Raw genomic sequence first — 20,562 nt, forward strand, 5'->3', positions numbered from 1 at the left:
CCCCGAAGTCCCCTCCCCCGCGCAGCCTGCTCCCCATCTGCAACGCGGTCTCAAGGAGCCTTTGCGGCCGATTTGCCCTCAGCCGCCCAAATGGCGCCGCGGCGGATCATTTCGGTGACCTGCGGAACTTTCAGATCGTCGAGTTCGTGCCCCAAGGAGCAGTAGAACACGCGCCCCTTGTCCCACCGCCGTGTCCAGGTGACCGGGATGACCGTGCCCTCGATCCACCAAAGGTGATCGCCCGAAAAAGTCGTCGTGGCCAGCACCTCGTTCGAGGGATCGACCAGCATGTAGTATTGTTCCGACCGCATCCGAAAGCTCTTGATCCCCTGCACGAGCGGGTGGTCTGGCTTGCAGATCGTCACATCGTAATCGATGTAGTCTTCCTGCGGCTGCAGGTTGTCCGGCCAACCCGGCGGATGGGCCACGAACTGCCCGCCGATCAGGAAATGATAGGTCGGGCGATCCCGAAAGGCGTCGCCCATATGCCCGTGCCAGCCCGCCAGGCCGCAGCCATTGCCGATCAGCTGCAAAAGCCCATCCTCCTGCGGCTTGGTCATATTGCCGAACTCTTCCTGGTGGCCGGACCGGGCTGAGGACCAGATCGGTGTGATCAGGTCCAGATCCGACAGCTCATCCGGACGTTCCAGCGGCTCCAGCGTGTCGTAGACATCGACCTTGAAGCCGTTCTCGCGCAGCAGCGCCTCGTACCAGTCCGCAAAATGGGTCGGTGTGTGGCCTTCCCAGCCACCAACAAACAAGGCTGTCTTCATTTTTTCGTCTCTCGCATGAAATTGAGCATCGCTGCCATATCCCGGTCGCCGAAGCCGGATGCGCGTGCTTCCGACAACCTCTCGTGCGTCACCCGCGCTTGAGGCATGGCGACGCCAAGCCGCTCGGCCAGCGCCGCGGTCACCGCCATATCCTTCTCGGCCAGAGCCACGGTGAAGGTGACGTCATGCGCGGCCTCATTGAGGTAAAGCGGCCGGCGGTATTTGAGCATCGGCGCGCAGGCGGCAGAGGCTTCGATCACGTCGAAGGCGTCTTCCGACGCGATCCCCGAGGCCTCTGCCAGCGTCATCGCCTCGGCGAGTGTCTGGTTGATCCCGTGGATGAGGGAATTGACGGCAAGCTTCATCACGGAGCCCGCCCCCTGCCGGCCAAGGCAGATGGTCTGCGCTCCCATCGCGTCAAAGAGCGGCGCCAGCGGCTGCGCGTCCGCCTCGGTGCAGCCCGCCATGATCATCAATGTCCCATCCGCCGCGGCCTGCGTCGCACCAGAGACGGGCGCATCGATGATCTTCACGCCCTCCGGGGCTTGGGCAGTGAGCGCGGCAATGTGGTCGGGGCTCATCGTGCCCATCTCGACGAAGACCCGCGCGCCGTTCTGCGCGGAAAACAATCCGTCTTCTCCGAAATGCACGGCCTCGGAGGAAGGATCGTCAGCCAACATGGTCACAACCACATCGACCGAGGCGGCCAATTCGGCCGGCGTCTCTGCGACCTCGCAGCCGAGCTCCGCGGCGAGAGCCCTGGCTTTGTCGATCGTTCGGTTCCAGAGGGTCACGTCGTGCCCGACCGCGGCAATGTTCCGCGCCATGCACACGCCCATACGCCCGAGACCGGTGAAGCCAACGCGCATCACGAAACGCGCCTAGGAGAGGCATTCGAATTCGATCGACGCATGTTTTTCATCTTCACCCCAAGAAGCCTCCCGCTTGGCTCTCCTTATTTTACCAAAACAGCGCGTGGGTGGAGTGCTGCGGCCTCTCCAATTTGAGGATCGACACATCCGTTTTGGACAGGCTCACCACTATGCGGCATCACCGATCTGTGTCAGCCTGCCCGCCTGCGGCGCCACCCGATCCATTCCGGGGGCAACCCAGATCATAAGCAGGCCGCGGCGCTTCAGCGCTTGGCTGCAGGCCGGCTGGTTCTCGGTCTTGTAGGTCAGCGGGGTCGGGCCGCTCAAGCGGACCAGCTTCCACACCGGTTCCGCGAGATGAATCCCCTCTCAGCCTCGCGCAACCAATCCTGTCGCGCTCTACCCGCGCCCAGCGAGGCCCTGTCCATTTTGGACTTCTTTGCGTTTGACCGATGCGCTTCACTTTCCATCATGAGCAAACGTTTGCGCAACTGATTGCGCCCGGTTTGCATAAGGAAGGAAAGCCCGCATGGCCGCCGAGAAGGTATTCGACGTCATCTTCGACTCCGAGGGCGTCTGCGTGGGGAAGCTGCGCAACGAAGTCACGAACACCGCGCACAAACCCTTTCAGGTCAGCCGCATGCTGGCCACGGACGAAGGCACCTTTCAGGGGGGCGAAGACACCGCGCCGACCCCGCTCGAGTTCTTCCTGACCGGCCTCGTGGGCTGCCTGATGACGCAGATCCGCGTCTTCGCCAAAAAGAAGAAAATCCCGATCGAGGATCTGACCGTGTCCTGCCGCGCCCATTGGGAAGCGGTGGCTGATCCCGACATGCCTTATGCCGCGCGGCCGGCAGGCTTCGTGATCGACATCTCGCTCGACAGCGACGCGCCCGAAGAGGCGGTCCGCGCGCTCCTGGATGGAGCGAAACGGGCCTGCTTCGTCGAGGCCACGCTCGCCCAGAAGAACGACATTCAGCACAACCTGCGGCTCAACAGCGCGGAGCCGGTCGCAGTCTGAGCAGGCTTTTCGCCGCGCCCCTGCCAGGGCGCATATCAAAAGGGAGGAATACCATGACCAAGAGATCAACCATCCGGGCGGGCCTGCTGGCCTCTTCCGCCATCGCCGTGGCGGCTCCGGCTTTCGCCACCGAAGAGATCGACGTGACCATCGTCTCGGGCTTCTCGCCCTCGGTCGCGGTCGTGAAATTGCTGCAGGAGAGCTTCATGCCGGGTGTCGACGCGCGCCTTGCGGAGACCGGCAATTACAGCATCGACTGGCAGGAGGCCTTCTCCGGTACGCTGGCCAAGCCTTCGGGCGAGCTTGAGGCGATCCAGACCGGCCTGGCCGACATGGGCGTCATCCCCACGGCCTTCCACGCCGACAAGCTGCCGGTCTACCAGATCGGCTATGTCACCCCTTTCACGACGACGGACCTCGTCCTGATCCACGAGGTCGTGGACGGTCTGGTCGAGAAATATCCCGCCTTTAACGAGACCTGGGAGAGCCTCGACCAGGTGTCCCTGTCCGTCAGCGGCATTCCCGACAATTACGTGCTGTGCTCGTCGAAGCCGATCCAGTCGGTGTCGGACATCGACGGGCTCAAGGTCGCGGGTGCGGGCCCGAACCTGCGCTGGATCGAGCCTGCGGGCGCCACGGGCGTCACCGGCACGCTGGGCAATTTCTACCAGCTCGTGGAAACCGGCGTCGCGGATGCCATGCTGGTTTGGGGCGAAGCGGTCGTCTCGCTCAAGTTCTACGAGGTCTGCGACAATTACTTCAACGCGAACCTGGGCGGCGTGAATTCCTATGTCATCAACGTCAATGAACGCGCCTGGGACGGCTATCCCGACGAGGTTCAGGAGGCGATGATCGCGGCAGCGCAGGACTTCGGCGTCGATCTGGGCGAATTTGCAGCCGAGCTCGGTGCGCAGGCGCGCGACCGGTTCGTCGAAGCCGGAGGCACCGTCGTCGAAATCGACCCCGAAGAGCGCACCGAATGGGCCATGACCCTGCCGAACCTCGCGCAGGAATGGGCCGACAGTCTCGAGGCGCGCGGCGTGCCCGCGGGCGACATCCTGACCGACTACATGCAGGCGATGCGTGAGGCCGACCAGCCCATCGCGCGTCAGTGGGACCAGTGAGCCCGCGCAATGCCAAAAGCGGGGGCAGCAGCCCCCGCACCCTCGGCCCCGGCGCCTCTCCGGTGCCCGAGCCCACGCCCGTCCTAACGCCGATCACCACGGCGATGAACACCCTGGGCGCACTCATCGTCCTGGGCATGGTGGTGATCGTGAACATCGACGTCTTCGGACGCTGGCTGGCCAATGCGCCGCTCGCCGGAACGCTCGAGATGACGGAGATGGGCGTGGTCGCCGTGGTCTATCTGACCATCGCGCATGCCGTCGGGGGCAAGCGGCTGACCCGGTCCGACGCGCTGCTGGGCGTATTGGCCAATCGCGGCAAGGCCCGCCTCGTCAATGCAATGCGGTTTTTCTTCAATTGCGCAGGTGTCGTCGTCTTCGCGCTGATTGCCTGGGGGCAGATCCCCCGCGTGATCGACGCCTGGGAACGCGGCTACTTCAAGGGCAACGTCGGCATCTTCACGGCGCCGACCTGGCCTCTCGAAGCCATCATGCTGCTGGGCGCCGTCGCGGCCGGCCTGCAGTTTCTCATTCTGGCCTGGCGCCGTCTGAGCGACCTGAAGGGATGATCCGATGACGGGACTGGAACTCGGCCTGATCTCGGTCGGCGTGATCGTGGCGCTGATCTATACGGGCATGCACGTGGCGGTGGCGCTGAGCCTTGTCTCATTCGCCTCGGTCTGGATCCAGAACGGCGATCCGGTGCTTGCGGCAAAGCTTCTGACGCTGGCCGCGGCCGATGGCATCGCCGACCAGACCTTCGCGGTGATCCCGCTTTTCGTGATGATGGGCCTCATCATGAGCGCATCCGACGTGGGGCGCGACGCCTATGACGTGGGCGACTACTTCCTGCGCCGCATCCGCGGCGGCTTGGGCCTCGCGACGGTCGGCTCCAACGCGGTCTTCGCGGCTGTGACCGGCGTCTCGATCGCTTCCGCCGCCGTCTTTACCCGCGTCGCCGTGCCGGAGATGCTCCGGCTCGGGTATTCGCCGCGTTTCGCGGTGGGCACGGTGGCCGGGTCGTCGGTCCTGGGCATGCTGATCCCGCCGTCGATCCTCTTGATCATCTTTGCCATTCTGACCGAGCAATCCATCGGCCTCATGTTCTTTGCCGGGATCGGCCCGGGCATCATTCTCTCGGTCGTCTATTGCCTCGGCATCGTTGCGATGGCCTATCTGACTCCGAGTTTCGTCTTCGACCAGGCCGGACGCTTCGCGACACCGGATGGCACCACGGTGGGTGCGGGACCGATGCCCCAGGACATGACACCGCCGGACCGCACACCGGGAGAGATCGCGTCGAAATCCCTGCCGCTGATTGGCTTGATCACCATCGTGCTTGGCGGGATCTACGGCGGCGTCTTCACTCCGACGGAGGCAGGTGCCATCGGCACGCTCGCCGCACTCATCCTCGCGGTTGCGCGGCGCAAGCTGTCCCTGGCGGAATTCTGGGGCGTGCTGAAGGAAACCGGCCATCTGACCGCGGCGGTGTGCTTCCTGGTCATCGCGGCGACGATGTATACCCGCTCGCTGGGTCTGGCCGGGGTGCCCGTGGAGATCGGCGGCCTTGTGCAGACGGCAACCGACGACTTCCTCATGGTGATCCTGATCTACATTCTGGTGATTCTGTTCCTCGGAACGATCATCGACAGCGTGTCCATCATCCTGATCATGGTGCCGCTCTTTCTGCCGGTGATGAACAGTTTCGGAGCCGATCCGATCTGGTTCGGCATCATCACCGTCATCGCGGTCGAGGTTGGCCTTTTGACCCCTCCCCTCGGAATGGCGTGTTTCGTGATCAAAGGATGCCTCGAGGACGACCGGATTACGCTCGGGGATGTCTTCCTGGGGGCAGCGCCCTTTGCACTGATGATGGTTTTTGTGCTGGCATTGCTGACAGCCTGGCCAGACCTTGTGTATATCGATCGCTGGTTCGGCTGACATCTTCGCTGTCCGAACCCCGTCGAAGAACCGGAGCCGCAGGACGTGACGCAATCGGACGGGACCACTGACAGCCGGCCGCCCGCCGCAAGGCGCAAGGCCCGGCGTGTGAAGATCGCCGACATTGCGTCAGCGACCGGGGTGCACCCGTCGACCGTGTCCCGGGTTTTGCGCGCGGACCCACGCGGTCGCATCTCCGACAGCGTGGCCGAACGGGTGCGCGAGGTGGCGAAGACGATGGGCTACCGCCGCGACGTGGCGGCCGCGAGCCTGCGCACCGGCTCGACCCAGTCCATCGGCGTCATCGTCCATGACATCGAGGATCCGGTCTATCCGCCCATTCTGCGCGGGATCGAAAAGCGCCTGCTCGAACGGGGCTTCATGACGGTGGTCGGCAATACCGGATACGACATCCAGGCGGAGGCCGAGATGTTCGAGCAGATGGCGACCCGCATGGTCGACGGCGTGATTCTCGGCACGACGCGCCTGCGAGACCGGGTGGTCGAGCTCGCACTCGAGCTTGGCGTGCCGCTGGTTTCGGTCCTGCGCAATACCGAACGCCTCGAATGCAGCGCCGTGGTGAACGATTGCGCCGCGGGGATGCGCGAACTCGTGGATGTGGTGGTCGCACATGGCCACCGAGACATCGCGGTGATTGCGGCACCGCAGGACCTGTCGACCGCGCGCGACCGCCTCCGCGGTCTGCAGGAAGGTCTTGCCGCGCATGGGCTGGACTTGCCGCCCGATCGCCTGGTCGTGGTCGACCGCATGGATCTGGCGTCGGGTCGCGCGGCGGCCTCCGCGCTTTTCGACCGCCGACGCCGACCGCCACAGGTCATCATGGCGGTCAACGATCTGGTCGCAATCGGCGCCATCCAGGCCTGCCGCGCGCGCGGGCTGAGCGTCCCGGGCGACATCTCGATTACCGGCTACAACGATATCCCGCTGGTCGACATGATCGATCCGCCGCTGACGACCATGGCGATGAACCTGTCGGAAATCGGGCGGCGGAGCGCGGACCGGTTGCTTGAACAATTGTCGTTCCCCGAGGCCAAGCCTCACCTCACGCGCGTGATGCCCAAATTGCAGCTGCGAGCGTCGCTTGCGAAGGTCGGAGGTTGATGGCCGGCGCGCGCGAAATGCTGCGAGGGTGACGTCGCCAGCCCGTCACCGGGAGACAGCCGGGGAACACCGGATTCCTGTGATCCAAGACGAGGAAGCCGTGCAGAACTGAGCGGCCGCCGCTTTGGACGCGAAAACACCTTGTTCGCAGTCCCGAAAGCACGACCATTTGCTTACGCCAAAAATTACATTATATACAAAGTAACTGATGCGAACCCGGAGACCCCGATGCACAGACATGCCATAGATCCCGCCACCGGCACGCTGTCGCCCGGGGAAGAAATCCTCGAGGCCGCCGGCGTGCAGGCGCTGACCTGGTTCGCACGGGGCGTTGCCGACAAGCCTCTGATCCTCTTCGTTCCGGGCGTGCGGCACCTGGCGCGGATCTCCTACGGCGCCCATGAGGGCGCGGAGCCGCGGCATTTCCTCGCCCATCACCTGAATGATCTGGGGTATTCCTTCGCCGGGGTTAGCTATCCCACCGACCCCGAGGACGGCGGGATCCCGGACAGCTTTCCCGGCTTCACCGTGCGGGATTGGGGCCGGATGGTGGCGGATGTGGCAGGCCAGCTTGTCGAGCGGCACGGCCTCGGACGCGAGGTCTGGGTCATGTGTTGGTCGATGTCGGGCAAGATCGCGCAATCCGTCCACGTGGCGATGCGCGAGGCCGGGCTGCGGATGCCGGGCATCATCGCCTATACCTCGACTGGCCCCCTGCCCGGGCTGCAGGGGGTGGGCCGGGATTTCGGGATGGCGTCGAACGGATACGCCGTGAGCCCCGGCGATCGAGCCTCCGGCTTCGCCAAGGTCGCGCTGTCGAACGCGCTGGAGGGCCAGGACGTGATCCCCGAGGAAGCCTACCGCAGACGCTATGTCGGCAATACGCCCGCAGCTCTCCAGGGCGGTGGGATGATCTACCGCGACGGCGCCTTCGTGTCGGATCAGCAGGCGGTGATCGAGGATCGGGGCGGCATGGCCTTCAACGACATGCCACTGACCGGCGCCATCTGGATGAGCCAGGACAACCGCCACAGCCTGACTGATCGGGCGGTCTGGAACGTCTACAACACCTTCACGGTCTGGCACCGCTATCTCGCCGCGCATGGCCTGAACATGATGGACATGGAGCAACCCGCGCGGGACAGGCTGAACGCGCTGATCGGAGAGCTTCAGAACCGCCTCTCCCGAGGCGTGGAGGGCCATCACTACAGCCTGGTCGGCCAAACCGGCGCCAGTGCCATCGCCGCCGCGGCCGATGAGCTGATCGCGGAGGTCACAGCGGTCGACCGCGACTTGCGCGAGATCTTGGGACTGGGCTGAGGCGATTTGGGCTTGGTGCGCCGCTGGCGCGCCGGCGCGTCTCACAGAGAGGTCATGATCCTGCGCTCGGGTCGGCGGATCCCCGGGATCAGTCCGCACGATCAACATGCACCCCGGATCGGATGTGCAGCTACTCGCGCATCCCGACCGACAGGCGCAGACCCAACCTTCGACAGGCTGCCCCTTTGCCCGGGAGGCATACGAAAAACGGCCGTGGCCACCCAACCTGGGTGACCACGGCCTTGCCTCGCGTCGGTTACGGCCCCGCTTACGCCCGCCTCACGCCGACTTCTTCTTCTGCTCCAGCATCTCACGATACCATCCCGGCTGATAGGCCAGCGGCGCGACAAGCTGGTCGGCCCGCCCCTGCCAGTAATCTGTTCCGTTCAGGAGGTACCGCAGGCTCAGCTCGAGCCCCTGGCCGTACATCGACTGATTGGTGTCCTCGGCGCTGGCCGCCTCGATCGCGCCCTGGGACACGCTCTTGCCCGCGTGGATGGCGCGCACGACCTCGATGATCGGATCGTCGTCGAGATAGAACTTCGTCTCGATGGCGTATTTCTCCATCAAGGCCGGGTCCGGGTCGTTGAAGGCCTTCACCCAATGCGCGCTGTCGAGGTAATTCGGCTGGATGTAGTCCATCATGTTGTTGAACCAGACCATGAAGGACGCATCGTCATGCGGCTGGGGCGGCTTGAAGGTATGGGCGGTCAAGAGCGCGCGCTGGAACATCGTGTTGATGAAGGCCTCGAAGACCGCGCCGGTATCGCCGTGATCCTGGAGAAAGAGCGAGGTGAAGGGCGCTTCCTCGCCCGACAGATAGACCTTTCGGAAGACATGCACGTCGCAATAGGCCGAGCAGGTCTGCATGGCGACCGGGTCGACCTCTGCCTCGCGCCCGCGGGCGTTGGGTCGGCCGATCAACACGCCGTGGGTCAAACTCCATTCCGACCCGGCATGCACCGAGAGATAGGGTTTGGCGACCGTATCGCAGGCCTGGTGGGTGATGCCGCCCACCGCCCAGGCCAGTTTCTTGTCCACCTCGGGATGCGCGTCGGGGTCATCCCAGCGCTGTTTCGCCTCAGCCATCAAGGGATGCATCCATTGGCCGCCGCCCCGGGTGCAGGCGCCGAGGCGGACGACCTGGGTCTGCCGGTCGCAGGCCTGGGTGAAGGCCGGCTCGACGCGGGCGTCGGCGGACATCAGGCGGAGACTGTCGTCGCAGATCGCCCAATGGGTCAGCATGTCAGACATAGGTCGTTCCTTTCGGTCAAGTGCGGCTCTGCACCGGCCGAGCGGAAGCAGAAAATACGCGGTGGTATTGTGGATTATGTATAATCCATTCTGCGGGATTGTGCAAGCTGCTTGAAGGACCCAGCCCGTTACGGGGGTGGTTTTTCTGATGGCTTTGCCCCCGCCTCACGACCGGGCTTCTACAGCACGTGCGCGGTCATTGCGCATCTTCGTGCGTGGCGCCGAGGCGGAATCTCGGTTGAGGCCCCGAGGCCGTGGTACGCAGCAGACCTTGGAGAGGACGGGGCCGGCACACCCCTACTGGCCGCACATCCTTGAGATCGACCGGAACGGGCGGAAGGCCACCCGCGGCCTTCTTTTCAGGGGCGGGGTTGTAGGCCTGACTCCAGGTTATATATAATGTATAATGTGAAATCAGGAGCCCGCCATGGTTAGTCTTCTATTGCTGGGAATACTGGCCGCGGGGCTGGCGGTGCTGATCATCGGGGCCGACGTCTTCGTCGGACAGGCAGGAAAGCTGGCGCTGACCTTTCGCATCCCGCCGCTGGTCGTCGGCCTGACGCTTGTCGCCTTCGGCACATCGCTGCCCGAGCTCGCCGTGTCCCTCAACGCCGCTCTCGAAGGCAACCCGGGCCTCGCCGTCGGCAATGTGATCGGGTCGAACCTGGCCAACACGCTGTTGATCCTGGGGCTGGCCGCCAGCCTGACCGCCCTGCCCGTCAGCCGGGACTGCGTGCTGCGCGACGGCGCCTGGTGGATCATCGCCACCCTGGGCTTCGTTCTGGCCGCGCAATCGGGCGGGATCGGGCGGCTGGAAGGCGCCTGCCTCCTGGCCGGCCTCGCGCTTTACCTCTTCACCGCGCTGCGCGGCGGCGTCGATTTCGCCGAGGAGGTCGACCAGGAAAACGCTCCCCGGCACGGCGCGCGGAATTGGCTGATCATCGCGGGATCCCTGGGCGCGATCTGGGCCGGGTCCGAACTGGCGGTCCATGGCGCGGTGGGGCTCGCAGGCAGGCTGGGTGTGTCAGACACGGTGGTCGGCCTGACCGTCGTGGCGCTGGGAACCTCCCTGCCCGAGCTGGCCACGACGCTCGCCTGCCTGCGCAAGCGCGGAACCGACATGCTGATCGGGGGGATCGTCGGGTCGAACATCTTCAACATCTTCGCGATCATTGGGATCACCGGCACCGTCGCCACCTTGCCGGTGGCGCACTCGCTGGTGACCTTCGACCTGCCGCTTCTGATGATCATCAGCGTCGGCGCCCTGGTCATGCTGCGCACCGGCTGGGTGGTCAGCCGCCGCGAGGGGATCGTGCTCCTGGGCGGATACGCCGCCTACCTGGGAACCACGGCCTATGCGATCTAGCGGATCTGACGCCTATACGGTTTCGCCGAAGCGGGCCAACTTGCGCTGCGCCGAGGACCGGGCATGGGCGCGGGCTGCGGCTTCGGCGGCATCCTCATCGCGGGCGGCGATGGCGTCGAGGATCGCGCTGTGCTCCTCCTCGAGGTCACCGTCGCTTTCGCTTTCCTGGCCCTTCGGCGCGGGGATGGAGCGGATCAGGGCGAAGAGATTGGCCGTGGCGCGGCGCATCTTCACCGCCTCGTCGTTGCCCGCGATCTCGCCGATGCGTTCGTGAAAATAGGTCGCCATGCGGCCCAGCCGCTTCGGCGAGCCGCTGGCGCGGGCCTTGCGGAGCTGGTCCTCGAGATCGCGCAGCGAGCTGATGTCCTCGTCCGTGGCGACGCGCGCGGCGCGGCGGGCGATGATGCCGTCCAGCGCCTCGCGCACCTCGAAGAGGCTTTCGGCTTGGTGCCGGTCGATGACGCGGACGCGGGCCCCCTTGTTCGGGATCATTTCGATCAACCCCTCGGCCTGCAGCTGCTGCAGCGCCTCGCGGATCGGATTGGTGCTCACGCCGTAGCGCTCGGCGAGCCCCTGCACCTTCATGCGCTCGCCCTGCTTCAATTCGCCCGCCAGGATCGCGTCGCGAATGGCGTTGTGGATCAGAGCGTAGTTGGTGCCGCCGATGGCGGGTGCAGGAGAGCGGCTCATTGACGTTGCCCGGTCGCGTTCATGTCTGCCCGGCCTCCCTTGCTGTCGTGCTGTTCCGTGGATATCGGACAGCTTGCCGATGTGCCAGCCGGATCACTCCGTGCTGTCGTCATATCTTGCACGCAGGTGCATGCTGCGCTGGGTCGGATCCGGCGTCGGAACCGCCGACAAAAGCGCCTTGGTATAGGGATGCGTGGGCGCGTCGCAGACCTTGCTGGCCGGCCCGAGCTCGACGATCTCGCCTTTGCGCATCACCGCGATCCGATCGCAGAAATAGCGCACCACGCCGATGTCATGGGCGATGAACACGAAGCTGAGGTCCAGCCGCTCCTGCAGTTCGATCAGGAGATCGAGCACCTGGCTGCGGATCGACACGTCCAGCGCCGAGGTCGCCTCGTCACAGATGACCACCTGCGGATCGAGCGCGATGGCCCGGGCGATGCCGATGCGCTGCCTTTGCCCACCCGAGAAGGCATGCGGGTAGCGCTCCATGACCGCGGGCGGCAGGCCTACCTGCTCCAGAAGGTCGGCCACCCGCTCCTGCAGGGCCTTGCCGGTCGCCACCTTGTTCATCTTGAGCGGCTCGGCGACGATCTGGCCCACGGTCATGCGCGGGTTGAGGCTGCCGTAGGGGTCCTGGAAAATCATCCGCACCTGGCGGCGGTAGTTGGCCAGCGCGGGGCCGGTCAGCCCGGAAAGATCCACCGGCGCGCCGGCGCCGCTGTAGACAATCGAGCCGGCGGTCGGTGGCCGCACCGAGGCAATGGCGCGCCCGAGGGTCGTCTTGCCCGAGCCGGATTCACCCACGATCCCGAGACTTTCGCCCTTCTTCAGGTCGAAAGAGACATTCGAGACCGCGCGGACGCCGGCGAACTGCTTGCCCATGAAGCCGGTCTTGCCGGGGAAGTGTATCCCGACATCCCTGACAGAGAGGATCGTGGGGGCCTGCGCCTCGACGATCTCGGCCTCGGGCGGCTTCAGCTCCGAGCGGCTTTCCAGCTTGATGACGGAGTCGAGCAACCTGCGCGTATAGGGGTGCTTGGGGTTGGCGAAGATCTCGCGCACCTCGCCGCGTTCGACAACCTTGCCACGGAACATCACCACGACGTCGTCGGCGATCTCGGCCACCACGCCCATGTCGTGGGTGATGAACATCATCGCCATGCCGTAGCTCGACTGCAGCTCGCGCATCAGATCGAGGATCTCGGCCTGCGTCGTGACGTCGAGCGCGGTCGTCGGCTCGTCGGCGATCAGAACCTGCGGATTGCAGGACAGCGCCATCGCGATCATCGCCCTCTGGCGCATGCCGCCCGAGAACTCGAAGGTATAGCTGTCGATGGCCGCCTCGGGGTCGCGGATCTCGCAGCGGCGCAGAAGCTCGATGGCCCGCAGCCTGGCTTCGGCCTTGCTGACGTCCTCGTGCAGCCTGATCGTCTCGATGATCTGCGCGCCGATGGTATGCACCGGCGAGAGCGACGACATCGGCTCCTGGAAGATCATCGAGATGTCGCGGCCGCGGATTTCGCGGATGGCCCGGGAGCGCGGGTGCAGATCGGTGAGCGTGACAACCTCGGCCTCGCGCCCGTCGCGGGGGGCGGTGCGCAGGCGGACGCTTCCGCCCTCGATCCGGCCCGGCGCGTCCACGACCTGCAGGATCGAGCGGGCGGTGATCGACTTGCCCGACCCGGATTCACCCACCACGCAGGTGGTGCGCCCGCGGCGGAGCTGCAAGGAGACGTCGTCCACCGCCTTGACCACGTGGGTGCGGGTCGGGAAGTAGGTGCGCAGATTGCGCACGTCGACGATGACGTCATCGGCCATCTCGGGCGCGGTCGCGCCTGCATCGGGGCGGTCGGCCAGTTGAGCTTCGGTCTGCATGGCTGCCTCCATCATTTGGCGTAGGGATCGGCGGCGTCACGCAGACCGTCGCCAAGGAAGTTGAGCGCCAGAACCGCGACCACGACGGCCACGCCCGGCAGGAGAAGCCAGGGAGCGGTGGCGACCGTATTCACGTTCTGCGCCTCCTGCAGGAGCACCCCCCAGCTCACCACCGGCGCCTGAAGACCGATGCCCAGGAAAGACAGGGCGGTCTCGGCCAGGATCATCTGCGGGATGGCCAGGGTGGTCACCGCGATCGTGTGGCTCATGAAGGCCGGCAGAAGGTGCCGCGTGATGATGCGGAACTCGCTGACGCCGTCGAGGCGCGCGGCAATCACGAAGTCCTCGTTCTTCAGCGACATCACCTTGCCGCGCGTCTCGCGCCCGAGCGAGGTCCAGCCGATCAGCGACAGCAGGATGGTGATCATGAAATAGACGCCGAGCGGCGGCCAGGTCAGCGGGATCGCCGCGGCAAGCCCCATCCAGAGCGGGATGGTCGGCATCGAGCGCAGGAATTCGATCACCCGCTGGATGATGTTGTCGACCCGCCCGCCGTAGTAGCCCGACACGCCGCCCAGGACGAGGCCGATCGCCAGGCTGAGCGCCACGCCGACCAGCCCGATCGAGAGCGACACCCGGGTGCCGTAGATGATGCGGCTGAAGTTGTCGCGGCCCAGTCGGTCGGCGCCGAGCAGGAAGAAGTTCGCCTCCGGGTCGACCGTTCCGAAAAGATGGCGGTCCCATTCGAAGAGGCCCCACATCCTGTAGCTGTCGCCTTTGACGAAGGGACGGATCGGAATGATGACCTCGGGATCGACGGCGTATTCCAGCCGGAACGTCAGTCGGTCCCGCTCCGAGGTCAGCCCCTTCACATGCGGATTGAAGGTGCCGTCCTCTTCGAAGAGATGAATGCCCATGGGCGGGGCATAGGCGAAGCTGCCGTTGGTCTCGTTCGGGTCCTGAGGGGCGAGGATCTCGCAGAACAGCCCGATGGCGTAGATGCCGATCACGAACCACAGCGCGACGACGGCGGCCTTGTGGCGCATGAACTTCCAGCGCATCAGCTGCCACTGGCTCGCCACGTCGACAGAGGGGTTGCCCTGCGCGGGCATGTCCTCGAAGGCATCGGCGCCCGGCGCCCCGGCCTCGCCGAAGGCGGTCCGCTCGCTGTCGTCGCTCACGGCGTTGTCCGGCGCGGATTTTCCAAGTCCAGTTGAGCTCGCCATGTCCTTACTCCAGCTTGATGCGCGGGTCGAGCAGCGCCAGGAGGATGTCGGAGACGATCGTGCCCACCAGCGTCAGAACCGACAGCAGAAGGATGAATGCCCCCGCCAGATACATGTCCTGGCTTTGCAGTGAATTGAGTAGCAGCGGCCCGACCGTCGGCAGGTTCAGCACGACCGAGACGATGACCGCTCCCGACACCAGGTTCGGCAGCACCCAGCCGACCGTGGAGACGAAGGGATTGAGCGCGATGCGGATCGGGTATTTGAAGATCAGCCGGATCTCGGACATGCCCTTGGCGCGCGCCGTGGTCACATAGGGCTTGTTCAGCTCGTCCAGGAGATTGGCCCGCATGATGCGGATCAGCTCGGCGGTCTGCGCCGTGCCGATGACGATGATCGGCACCCAGAGATGCTTGAACAGGTCCCAGAGCTTGCCCAGCGAAAAGGGCGCATCGCGGTATTCCGGCGAGAACAGCCCGCCCACCGACTGCCCGAAATACTTGAAGCCGATATACATCAGCACCAGCGCCAGCAGAAAGTTCGGGATGGCCAGGCCGATGAAGCCGATGAAGCTGACGATGTAGTCGCCGATGGAATACTGCTTCACTGCGGAATAGACGCCGATCGGGAAGGACACCGCCCAGGCAAAGAGCAGCGTGGCCACCGACAAGAGGAGCGTGAAGCCGAGCTGCCCCCAGATCAGATCGGAGACCGGCTTGTCCCAGTTGAAGGAATAGCCGAAGTCGCCGTTGAAGATGATGCCGCTGATCCAGCGCCAGTATTGCACGTAGAAGGGCTGATCCAGGCCGTACTTCTGCTTGAGGAACTCGATCTGCTGGATGCTGACACTGCTGCCCTGCTCCTGGCTGGCCACATAGGTGGTCAGGAAGTCACCCGGCGGAAGCTGGATGATGACGAAGGACGCGATGGAGATCAGGAACATCATGATCACCATCGCCACCAATCTACGTGCGATATACGCCAGCATGACACGCCCTCCTCGCGGTGCTGCAATTTGGCCGTCCGCCTCCCCGGAGACCTTTCGAAGACCCTATCACCGGGCCTGACTCCGGGTCAATAAATAATACATTATGTGCGAAAATGACAGGCGCGGATCAGCTCTCGCCGGGCTCGTCGGGCGTCAGGGATTGCGCCAACCGGCCCAGATTGCTCAACGGGGGCATGGGGTTGTGCAGGCCGCGCTGTCCGTAGAGCTCCCGGCGCAGCTTGCGCTGAGCGGGACCGGGCGCGAAGCCCATCAGGCTTCCGTCGGCATCCAGCCAGGACGAATCGACACCATGGCACTCGGCGGCCAGGCGCCCGGACAGTTCCCGCAGGAGCGCGGCGTGATCCGACCGTCCGGCAAGGTCGCGGACCTCGCGCGGGTCGGCCTGCAGATCGAAGAGCTGAAGGCGGTTGCCCGCGGGATACCAGATCAGCTTGTGCCGCCCCTTGCGGATCATCCGCGTGGCCCGGTTGTCCTCGCCGCATTCGCCGTAGAGGGGCCGGTCCGCCCCGGACATCGCCAGCGACCGCCCCTTGGCTCCGGCGGGGACCGGAATGCCCGCCAGATCGCAGAGCGTCGGCATCACGTCCGCCAGGCCGACCGGGTCGTCGCGCAGGGCGCCCTCGAGCTCCGGTCGCCGCCCGGCGGGCGGCACCAGGATCATCGGCACCCGGGCGGACATGTCATACATCACCCGTTTGGCCAGCAATCCGTGATCGCCCAGCATGTCGCCATGATCCGAGGTGAAGAGGATCGCGGTGTTGTTCAGCAGCCCCTCTTCGCGCAGCGTGCCCAGGACCACGCGCAGCTGGTGGTCGATATGGGTGCACAGCGCATAGAAGGCGCGGCGGATCCAGGGCAGCTCGCTGTCTTTCGGGCGCGCCCAGTCGCGGGTGGTTTCGGCCAGGGCCGGGATCTCTCCGATCCCTGCAGCCCAGTCGCCCGCGACCGGCGCGTCGATCGCATCGGGCCGATAGCGTTCGAGGTAGGTGCGCAGCGGCACCAAGGGCGGGTGCGGATGCGCGAAGGAGAGATACCAGAAGGCCGGCCGCGTGGGATCGCGCCGGCGGATGGTGCGGGCCATCTGCTCGGCCGCCCAGTTGGTGGCGTGCAGATGTTCGGGCATGTGCCAGTCCCGCCAGGCATACTCGTTGTTCGACATGCCGTGCAGGTAGCTTCGGCCCGGGTATCCCTGGTCGGCGCAGTAGATCTCGTAATCGTCCACCGCGCCGGAGCCCGGGCGCCCCTCTTCCGACAGAAGGACATCGTCGAAGCCGATCCGCGCCCGCTGCGGGAACACATGCAGCTTGCCCACCGCATAACTCTGGTAGCCCGCGCCGGCGAAAACATCGGCCAGGGTGGGCACGCCCTCGGGCATGAAGGTCCCGCCGTCGAAGACCCGGTCGCCATGCGCGCGCGGAGACAACCCAGTCATCAGCGTCCTGCGCGCCGGGACGCAGACCGGACATTCGGAATAGGCCGCGGAGAACCGGGTCCCATCCGCGGCCAGCGCGTCGAGCGTCGGGGTTTCGATCACCGGGTGGCCCTCGGCCCCGAGAAGAGGCCCGGGCCATTGGTCGACCGTGACGAGAAGAACATTTGGCCTTGCGGTCATGGGAGCGCCTCCTGCGCCTGCGTTGAAATGGACACTGCATGGGCCGGACAGGGCCGCCATGCCGGAGCTGCCGGGAACGCCCTGCCCTCGCCTGAAGCCCGCCGCTGCGCTTGGCCGAGACCGCTCCTGCCGAGCGTCTAAGACTTGACCGCCGCCTGACGCTGCGCGTCCGGCAGCCAGCCCTCGTAGAACGCATGGTCTGGCGAGAGCGGCAGCGCGACCGGCGCCCCGCCCGCGCGGTCCGAGGCGTAGATCGCCGTGACAAGCTCGATCGATGCCTGGCCCTGAGCCAGCGTCACCTCGGCGCCGCCCTGCCCGTCCATCGCGTCCCCCATGGCCTCGAAGAGGCCGGGAAAGCCTGCGTGCACCGCGCCGAGCCCCTCGGTGATCGCGTCGACCTCGGCCTGCCGCGCCGGATCCCGGGCAATGAAGGACCAGCCGGCCTCGGCGGGCGCATAGGGCGCATCGCCGCTTTCCACGGTCAGATGTTCGAAGACGAAGCGCAGCCGCGAGGTGTTCCGCGCCGCGCCAAGCGTCACCGAGGAGGTCGCCAGCGCGCCGCTTTCCAGCTCGAAGCTCACCGCGGCGCAATCCTCGGTTTCGATCGCATTGACCCGTGTCGCCAGGCGCGCCGAGACCGACCGGACGGGCCCCATGACAGCGACCAGCAGGTCGTGGTTGTGGATGGCATGGCCCAAGACGCAGCCGCCCCTCTCCGCCGCCCAGGTCCCGCGCCAGTCCACGGCATAATAGGCCGCGCCGCGGTCCCAATGGGTTTCCAGCGCGGCAGCATAAGGCGTGCCGGTCAGCCCTGCCGCCACCAGCGCCCGGAGTTTCGCCATTTCCCGCCCGTAGCGGTACTGGAAGACCGGCGTGACGCAGAGACCCGTCCGCGCTGCCGCGGCGACAAGCGCGTCGGCCTCGGCGACAGAAGCCACCAGGGGTTTCTCGCAGACCACGTGCTTGCCGCCCTCGAGCGCGCGCAGGGCCACCGAGGCGTGCAGATGCGGCGGCAAGCAGATGTCGATGATATCGATATCCGCGCGTCCGAGGAGCGCTTCGAGGTCATCCGTCACCTCCGCCGTGGCCCCGGCCTCGGTGAGCACTTCTTTCGCCCGCCCGGTGTCAAGATCGCAGAGCGCCGCGACCTTGAAACGGTCGGGCAAGGCAAGATAGCCCTTGAGGTGCATGGCGCCGATCCCGGCACCCAGGATCGCGACGCGGCGGATCATGCCTCGGCCTCCGCCATGGCCTGGGCCTGAAGCGCAAGCTCCATCACCGTGAAGGCATGGGCCTGCGGCATGGCGGTTTCACCCCGCGCCCGGATGTCGTCGATCAACCGGGGAAAATAGGGCAGGCCCGCGTCCCGCGCGTCGATATGTTCGCAGCGGCTGCCGTTGACCAGGAACAGGTGATCGGTCGCGTCGCTCCGCGCCACGTCGACGTATTTCCGCAGCTCGATGTAGCCCTCGGTCCCGAGGATCGTCAGCCGCCCGTCGCCCCAGGTCGGCAGCGCATCGGGCGTGAACCAGTCGACCCGGACATAGCCATGCGCGGCCTCGGATCGAAGCAGGATTTCCCCGAAGTCCTGCAGGCCCGGGCTCTCGGGGTTGGCATGGTTCGCCACATGGGCCGCCACCACGCGGGGCTGCTGTGCCCCGGTGAAGAACAGGAACTGGTCGATCTGATGGCTCGCGATATCCGCGAGGATCCCGCCGTATTGCGCCCGGTCGAAGAACCAGTCCGGCCGGAGTTGCCGGTTCAGCCGGTGCGGCCCCTGCCCCAGCGTCTGGACGACGCGGCCGATCGCCCCCTCCGCCACCAGCTCGGCGGCGCGGGTGACGGCGGGCACCTCGAAACGCTCCGAGAAGTCGATGGACCAGATCCGCCCGGTTTCCTGCTGCACCCGCCGCAGGTCCGCCAGTTCGGCGAGCGTCACGCAGCCCGGCTTGTCGACCATGACGTCCTTGCCCGCGCGCATGGCCTCGATGGCCAGCGCGGCGCGTTCGGCGGGAATGGCCGAGATCAGGATCAGCTCGATGCTCGGATCGGCCAGGATCTCGGCCTTGTCCCGCTTCGGGACATCCGGGAAGCGCTTGACGAAGCCCGTCTCCACGTTGGTCGGCCGCGCCGTCCACCAGGCGGCGAACTCGGCCCCCGCAGCGATCATGTTGCCGGCCTGGCCGAAGATATGGCGGTGATCGATGCCCAGCGCTGCCATGCGAAGCGTCATGTATTGGTCTCCTGAACCTCTGTGGCCTGTCCTTGGTCGCGGCCCGACCGCTCGATGGCCTCGATCAGCGCCTGGACCCGCAGCGCCGCGCGTCCGGGGATCAGCGGCGGGCGTCCGTCGCGCAGGGCGGCGCAGAAATCGGTGAGGATGTCGCGATGCCAGGCGTGGGAGAACGCCATGGGATCGGCGCCGCCGCCCGAGGCCGCGGTCTCGCCCAGGACCTCGGTCCGGCCATCCTGCCACCGGATGTCCAGGCGCCCGGCATCGAGGGTCACGCTGGCCCGGTCGTAATGCAGGGTGAGGGTCTCGGCGCCGCCGGGATAAGCGGCGGTGGTCGCCATGACCGAGCCCACCGCGCCGCCAGCGAAGCGCAGGCCGACCACGGCGAAATCCTCGGCCTCCATTCGGTGAAACCCGGTGGTCGCGACCAGGGCCTGCACCTCCGACACCGGCCCGCCCAGGGCCAGCACCAGGTCGAGCGTGTGGATCGCCTGGGTCAAAAGAACGCCGCCGCCGTCGCGGGCATAGGTGCCGCGGCCCGGTGCGTCGTAGTAGGACTGATCGCGCCACCAGGGCACGCGGATATCGGCCATGCGCAGCGGGCCGAAATCGGCCTGCATCGCCTGCAATCGCCGCACCGGGTCGCGCATGCGGTGCTGGAGCACGACCCCCATGGGCACCGCCGCACGCTCGCAGGTCTCGACCAAGCCCGAGGCACGGCGCAGGTCCCGCTCCAGCGGTTTTTCGACCAGAAGCCCCTTGCCCGCCGAGGCCAGGGCCTCGACCAGCGGAGCCCGCTCCGACGGCGGCGTGGTGATGACGGCGAAATCGAGGCTGTCGTCGGCACAGACCTCCTCCAGCGTCAGTGCGGCGGGCCGGTCCGGCAGGGCGCCGCATTCGGCCTCGATGAAGGCGCTTGCCCGGTCGCGGCTGCGCCCGACGATCCCGGAAAGCGTGACCTCCTCCTGGTCGGCGAAGGCCTGCACATGGGTGCGGGCCACCATGCCGGTACCGATCATCACCGCCTTCATTTTTGCCGTCATGCTGCCTCCTTGCTATCGCCGGGGATTTCCGAAATCTTGGCCGCGCATCTTTCGACCCCCCTCAGGATCAGACCACGC

The 20,562-nt window shown here is 66.0% G+C and carries 18 protein-coding genes; 7 read left to right on the forward strand and 11 right to left on the reverse strand.

Annotation, left to right across the window (positions count from 1 at the left end; genetic code table 11):
• Positions 1-50 precede the first annotated feature (50 nt).
• Positions 51-773, reverse strand: a complete 723-nt coding sequence (locus ACX938_RS02435; protein WP_459429840.1) for a ThuA domain-containing protein — start codon at positions 771-773, stop codon at positions 51-53.
• Positions 770-1,642: an NAD(P)-dependent oxidoreductase gene (locus tag ACX938_RS02440; protein ID WP_459429841.1), complete on the reverse strand. Its 873-nt coding sequence runs from the start codon at positions 1,640-1,642 to the stop codon at positions 770-772. The genes ACX938_RS02435 and ACX938_RS02440 overlap by 4 nt, the downstream gene beginning before the upstream one ends.
• Before the next feature lie 532 nt (positions 1,643-2,174).
• Between ACX938_RS02440 and ACX938_RS02445 the strand changes: the two genes are divergently transcribed.
• The 6 genes from ACX938_RS02445 (at position 2,175) to ACX938_RS02470 (ending at position 8,173) form a co-directional block, all read left to right on the forward strand.
• Entirely contained in the window at positions 2,175-2,666 is a 492-nt protein-coding gene (locus ACX938_RS02445; protein ID WP_459429842.1) for an OsmC-related (seleno)protein, read from the forward strand.
• A 53-nt stretch (positions 2,667-2,719) separates the two neighbouring features.
• Positions 2,720-3,790 (forward strand): C4-dicarboxylate TRAP transporter substrate-binding protein, encoded by a 1,071-nt coding sequence (locus ACX938_RS02450; RefSeq protein WP_232752235.1) that lies wholly within the window; start codon positions 2,720-2,722, stop codon positions 3,788-3,790.
• A 62-nt stretch (positions 3,791-3,852) separates the two neighbouring features.
• Positions 3,853-4,359: a TRAP transporter small permease subunit gene (locus ACX938_RS02455; protein ID WP_459429843.1), complete on the forward strand. Its 507-nt coding sequence runs from the start codon at positions 3,853-3,855 to the stop codon at positions 4,357-4,359.
• A gap of 4 nt (positions 4,360-4,363) precedes the next feature.
• The gene (locus tag ACX938_RS02460; RefSeq protein WP_459429844.1) at positions 4,364-5,731 is read left to right on the forward strand and encodes a TRAP transporter large permease; all 1,368 of its coding nucleotides are present in this window, start codon (positions 4,364-4,366) and stop codon (positions 5,729-5,731) included.
• Positions 5,732-5,839: 108 nt separating this feature from the next.
• Complete coding sequence (locus ACX938_RS02465) at positions 5,840-6,853, forward strand: LacI family DNA-binding transcriptional regulator (RefSeq protein WP_459429845.1); 1,014 nt, start codon at positions 5,840-5,842, stop codon at positions 6,851-6,853.
• Between the two features lie 228 nt (positions 6,854-7,081).
• A complete protein-coding gene (locus tag ACX938_RS02470; protein ID WP_459429846.1) occupies positions 7,082-8,173 on the forward strand; it encodes a hypothetical protein in 1,092 nt (363 codons plus the stop codon).
• 279 nt (positions 8,174-8,452) lie between these two features.
• On the opposite strand, the gene ACX938_RS02475 is transcribed toward ACX938_RS02470, so the two are convergent.
• Positions 8,453-9,427, reverse strand: a complete 975-nt coding sequence (locus tag ACX938_RS02475; RefSeq protein WP_459429847.1) for a hypothetical protein — start codon at positions 9,425-9,427, stop codon at positions 8,453-8,455.
• 427 nt (positions 9,428-9,854) lie between these two features.
• On the opposite strand from ACX938_RS02475, the gene ACX938_RS02480 reads away from it, so the two are divergent.
• Positions 9,855-10,793 carry a calcium/sodium antiporter gene (locus tag ACX938_RS02480; protein WP_459429848.1) on the forward strand — a complete coding sequence of 313 codons (939 nt, stop codon included), beginning with the start codon at positions 9,855-9,857 and terminating at the stop codon, positions 10,791-10,793.
• A 12-nt stretch (positions 10,794-10,805) separates the two neighbouring features.
• On the opposite strand, the gene ACX938_RS02485 is transcribed toward ACX938_RS02480, so the two are convergent.
• From ACX938_RS02485 to ACX938_RS02520, 8 genes are all read right to left on the reverse strand, one after another.
• Positions 10,806-11,483, reverse strand: a complete 678-nt coding sequence (locus ACX938_RS02485) for a GntR family transcriptional regulator (protein WP_232752242.1) — start codon at positions 11,481-11,483, stop codon at positions 10,806-10,808.
• Between the two features lie 93 nt (positions 11,484-11,576).
• A complete protein-coding gene (locus ACX938_RS02490; protein WP_459429849.1) occupies positions 11,577-13,361 on the reverse strand; it encodes an ABC transporter ATP-binding protein in 1,785 nt (594 codons plus the stop codon).
• Positions 13,362-13,372: 11 nt separating this feature from the next.
• Positions 13,373-14,542, reverse strand: coding sequence for an ABC transporter permease (locus ACX938_RS02495; RefSeq protein ID WP_459429850.1), 1,170 nt, complete (start codon positions 14,540-14,542; stop codon positions 13,373-13,375).
• A 49-nt stretch (positions 14,543-14,591) separates the two neighbouring features.
• Positions 14,592-15,575: an ABC transporter permease gene (locus ACX938_RS02500; RefSeq protein WP_459429851.1), complete on the reverse strand. Its 984-nt coding sequence runs from the start codon at positions 15,573-15,575 to the stop codon at positions 14,592-14,594.
• A 127-nt stretch (positions 15,576-15,702) separates the two neighbouring features.
• Positions 15,703-17,208, reverse strand: a complete 1,506-nt coding sequence (locus ACX938_RS02505) for a sulfatase-like hydrolase/transferase (RefSeq protein WP_459429852.1) — start codon at positions 17,206-17,208, stop codon at positions 15,703-15,705.
• Positions 17,209-17,345: 137 nt separating this feature from the next.
• Positions 17,346-18,440: a Gfo/Idh/MocA family protein gene (locus tag ACX938_RS02510; protein WP_459429853.1), complete on the reverse strand. Its 1,095-nt coding sequence runs from the start codon at positions 18,438-18,440 to the stop codon at positions 17,346-17,348.
• Positions 18,437-19,441, reverse strand: coding sequence for a Gfo/Idh/MocA family protein (locus tag ACX938_RS02515; RefSeq protein WP_459429854.1), 1,005 nt, complete (start codon positions 19,439-19,441; stop codon positions 18,437-18,439). The genes ACX938_RS02510 and ACX938_RS02515 overlap by 4 nt, the downstream gene beginning before the upstream one ends.
• Positions 19,438-20,484 (reverse strand): Gfo/Idh/MocA family protein, encoded by a 1,047-nt coding sequence (locus tag ACX938_RS02520; RefSeq protein ID WP_459429855.1) that lies wholly within the window; start codon positions 20,482-20,484, stop codon positions 19,438-19,440. Before ACX938_RS02520 ends, ACX938_RS02515 begins: the two co-directional genes overlap by 4 nt.
• Positions 20,485-20,562: the final 78 nt, after the last annotated feature.

It is taken from the genome of Roseivivax sp., assembly GCF_054552075.1.

Excerpts from the sequence above, each read along its gene's own strand:
- ACX938_RS02460 (WP_459429844.1), top strand. The coding sequence starts at position 4,364 with ATGACGGGACTGGAACTCGGCCTGATCTCGGTCGGCGTGATCGTGGCG.
- ACX938_RS02520 (WP_459429855.1), bottom strand. The coding sequence starts at position 20,484 with ATGACGGCAAAAATGAAGGCGGTGATGATCGGTACCGGCATGGTGGCC.
- ACX938_RS02500 (WP_459429851.1), bottom strand. The coding sequence starts at position 15,575 with ATGCTGGCGTATATCGCACGTAGATTGGTGGCGATGGTGATCATGATG.
- ACX938_RS02505 (WP_459429852.1), bottom strand. The coding sequence starts at position 17,208 with ATGACCGCAAGGCCAAATGTTCTTCTCGTCACGGTCGACCAATGGCCC.
- ACX938_RS02445 (WP_459429842.1), top strand. The coding sequence starts at position 2,175 with ATGGCCGCCGAGAAGGTATTCGACGTCATCTTCGACTCCGAGGGCGTC.
- ACX938_RS02475 (WP_459429847.1), bottom strand. The coding sequence starts at position 9,427 with ATGTCTGACATGCTGACCCATTGGGCGATCTGCGACGACAGTCTCCGC.
- ACX938_RS02440 (WP_459429841.1), bottom strand. The coding sequence starts at position 1,642 with ATGCGCGTTGGCTTCACCGGTCTCGGGCGTATGGGCGTGTGCATGGCG.
- ACX938_RS02435 (WP_459429840.1), bottom strand. The coding sequence starts at position 773 with ATGAAGACAGCCTTGTTTGTTGGTGGCTGGGAAGGCCACACACCGACC.
- ACX938_RS02470 (WP_459429846.1), top strand. The coding sequence starts at position 7,082 with ATGCACAGACATGCCATAGATCCCGCCACCGGCACGCTGTCGCCCGGG.
- ACX938_RS02490 (WP_459429849.1), bottom strand. The coding sequence starts at position 13,361 with ATGCAGACCGAAGCTCAACTGGCCGACCGCCCCGATGCAGGCGCGACC.
- ACX938_RS02515 (WP_459429854.1), bottom strand. The coding sequence starts at position 19,441 with ATGACGCTTCGCATGGCAGCGCTGGGCATCGATCACCGCCATATCTTC.
- ACX938_RS02450 (WP_232752235.1), top strand. The coding sequence starts at position 2,720 with ATGACCAAGAGATCAACCATCCGGGCGGGCCTGCTGGCCTCTTCCGCC.
- ACX938_RS02480 (WP_459429848.1), top strand. The coding sequence starts at position 9,855 with ATGGTTAGTCTTCTATTGCTGGGAATACTGGCCGCGGGGCTGGCGGTG.
- ACX938_RS02510 (WP_459429853.1), bottom strand. The coding sequence starts at position 18,440 with ATGATCCGCCGCGTCGCGATCCTGGGTGCCGGGATCGGCGCCATGCAC.
- ACX938_RS02485 (WP_232752242.1), bottom strand. The coding sequence starts at position 11,483 with ATGAGCCGCTCTCCTGCACCCGCCATCGGCGGCACCAACTACGCTCTG.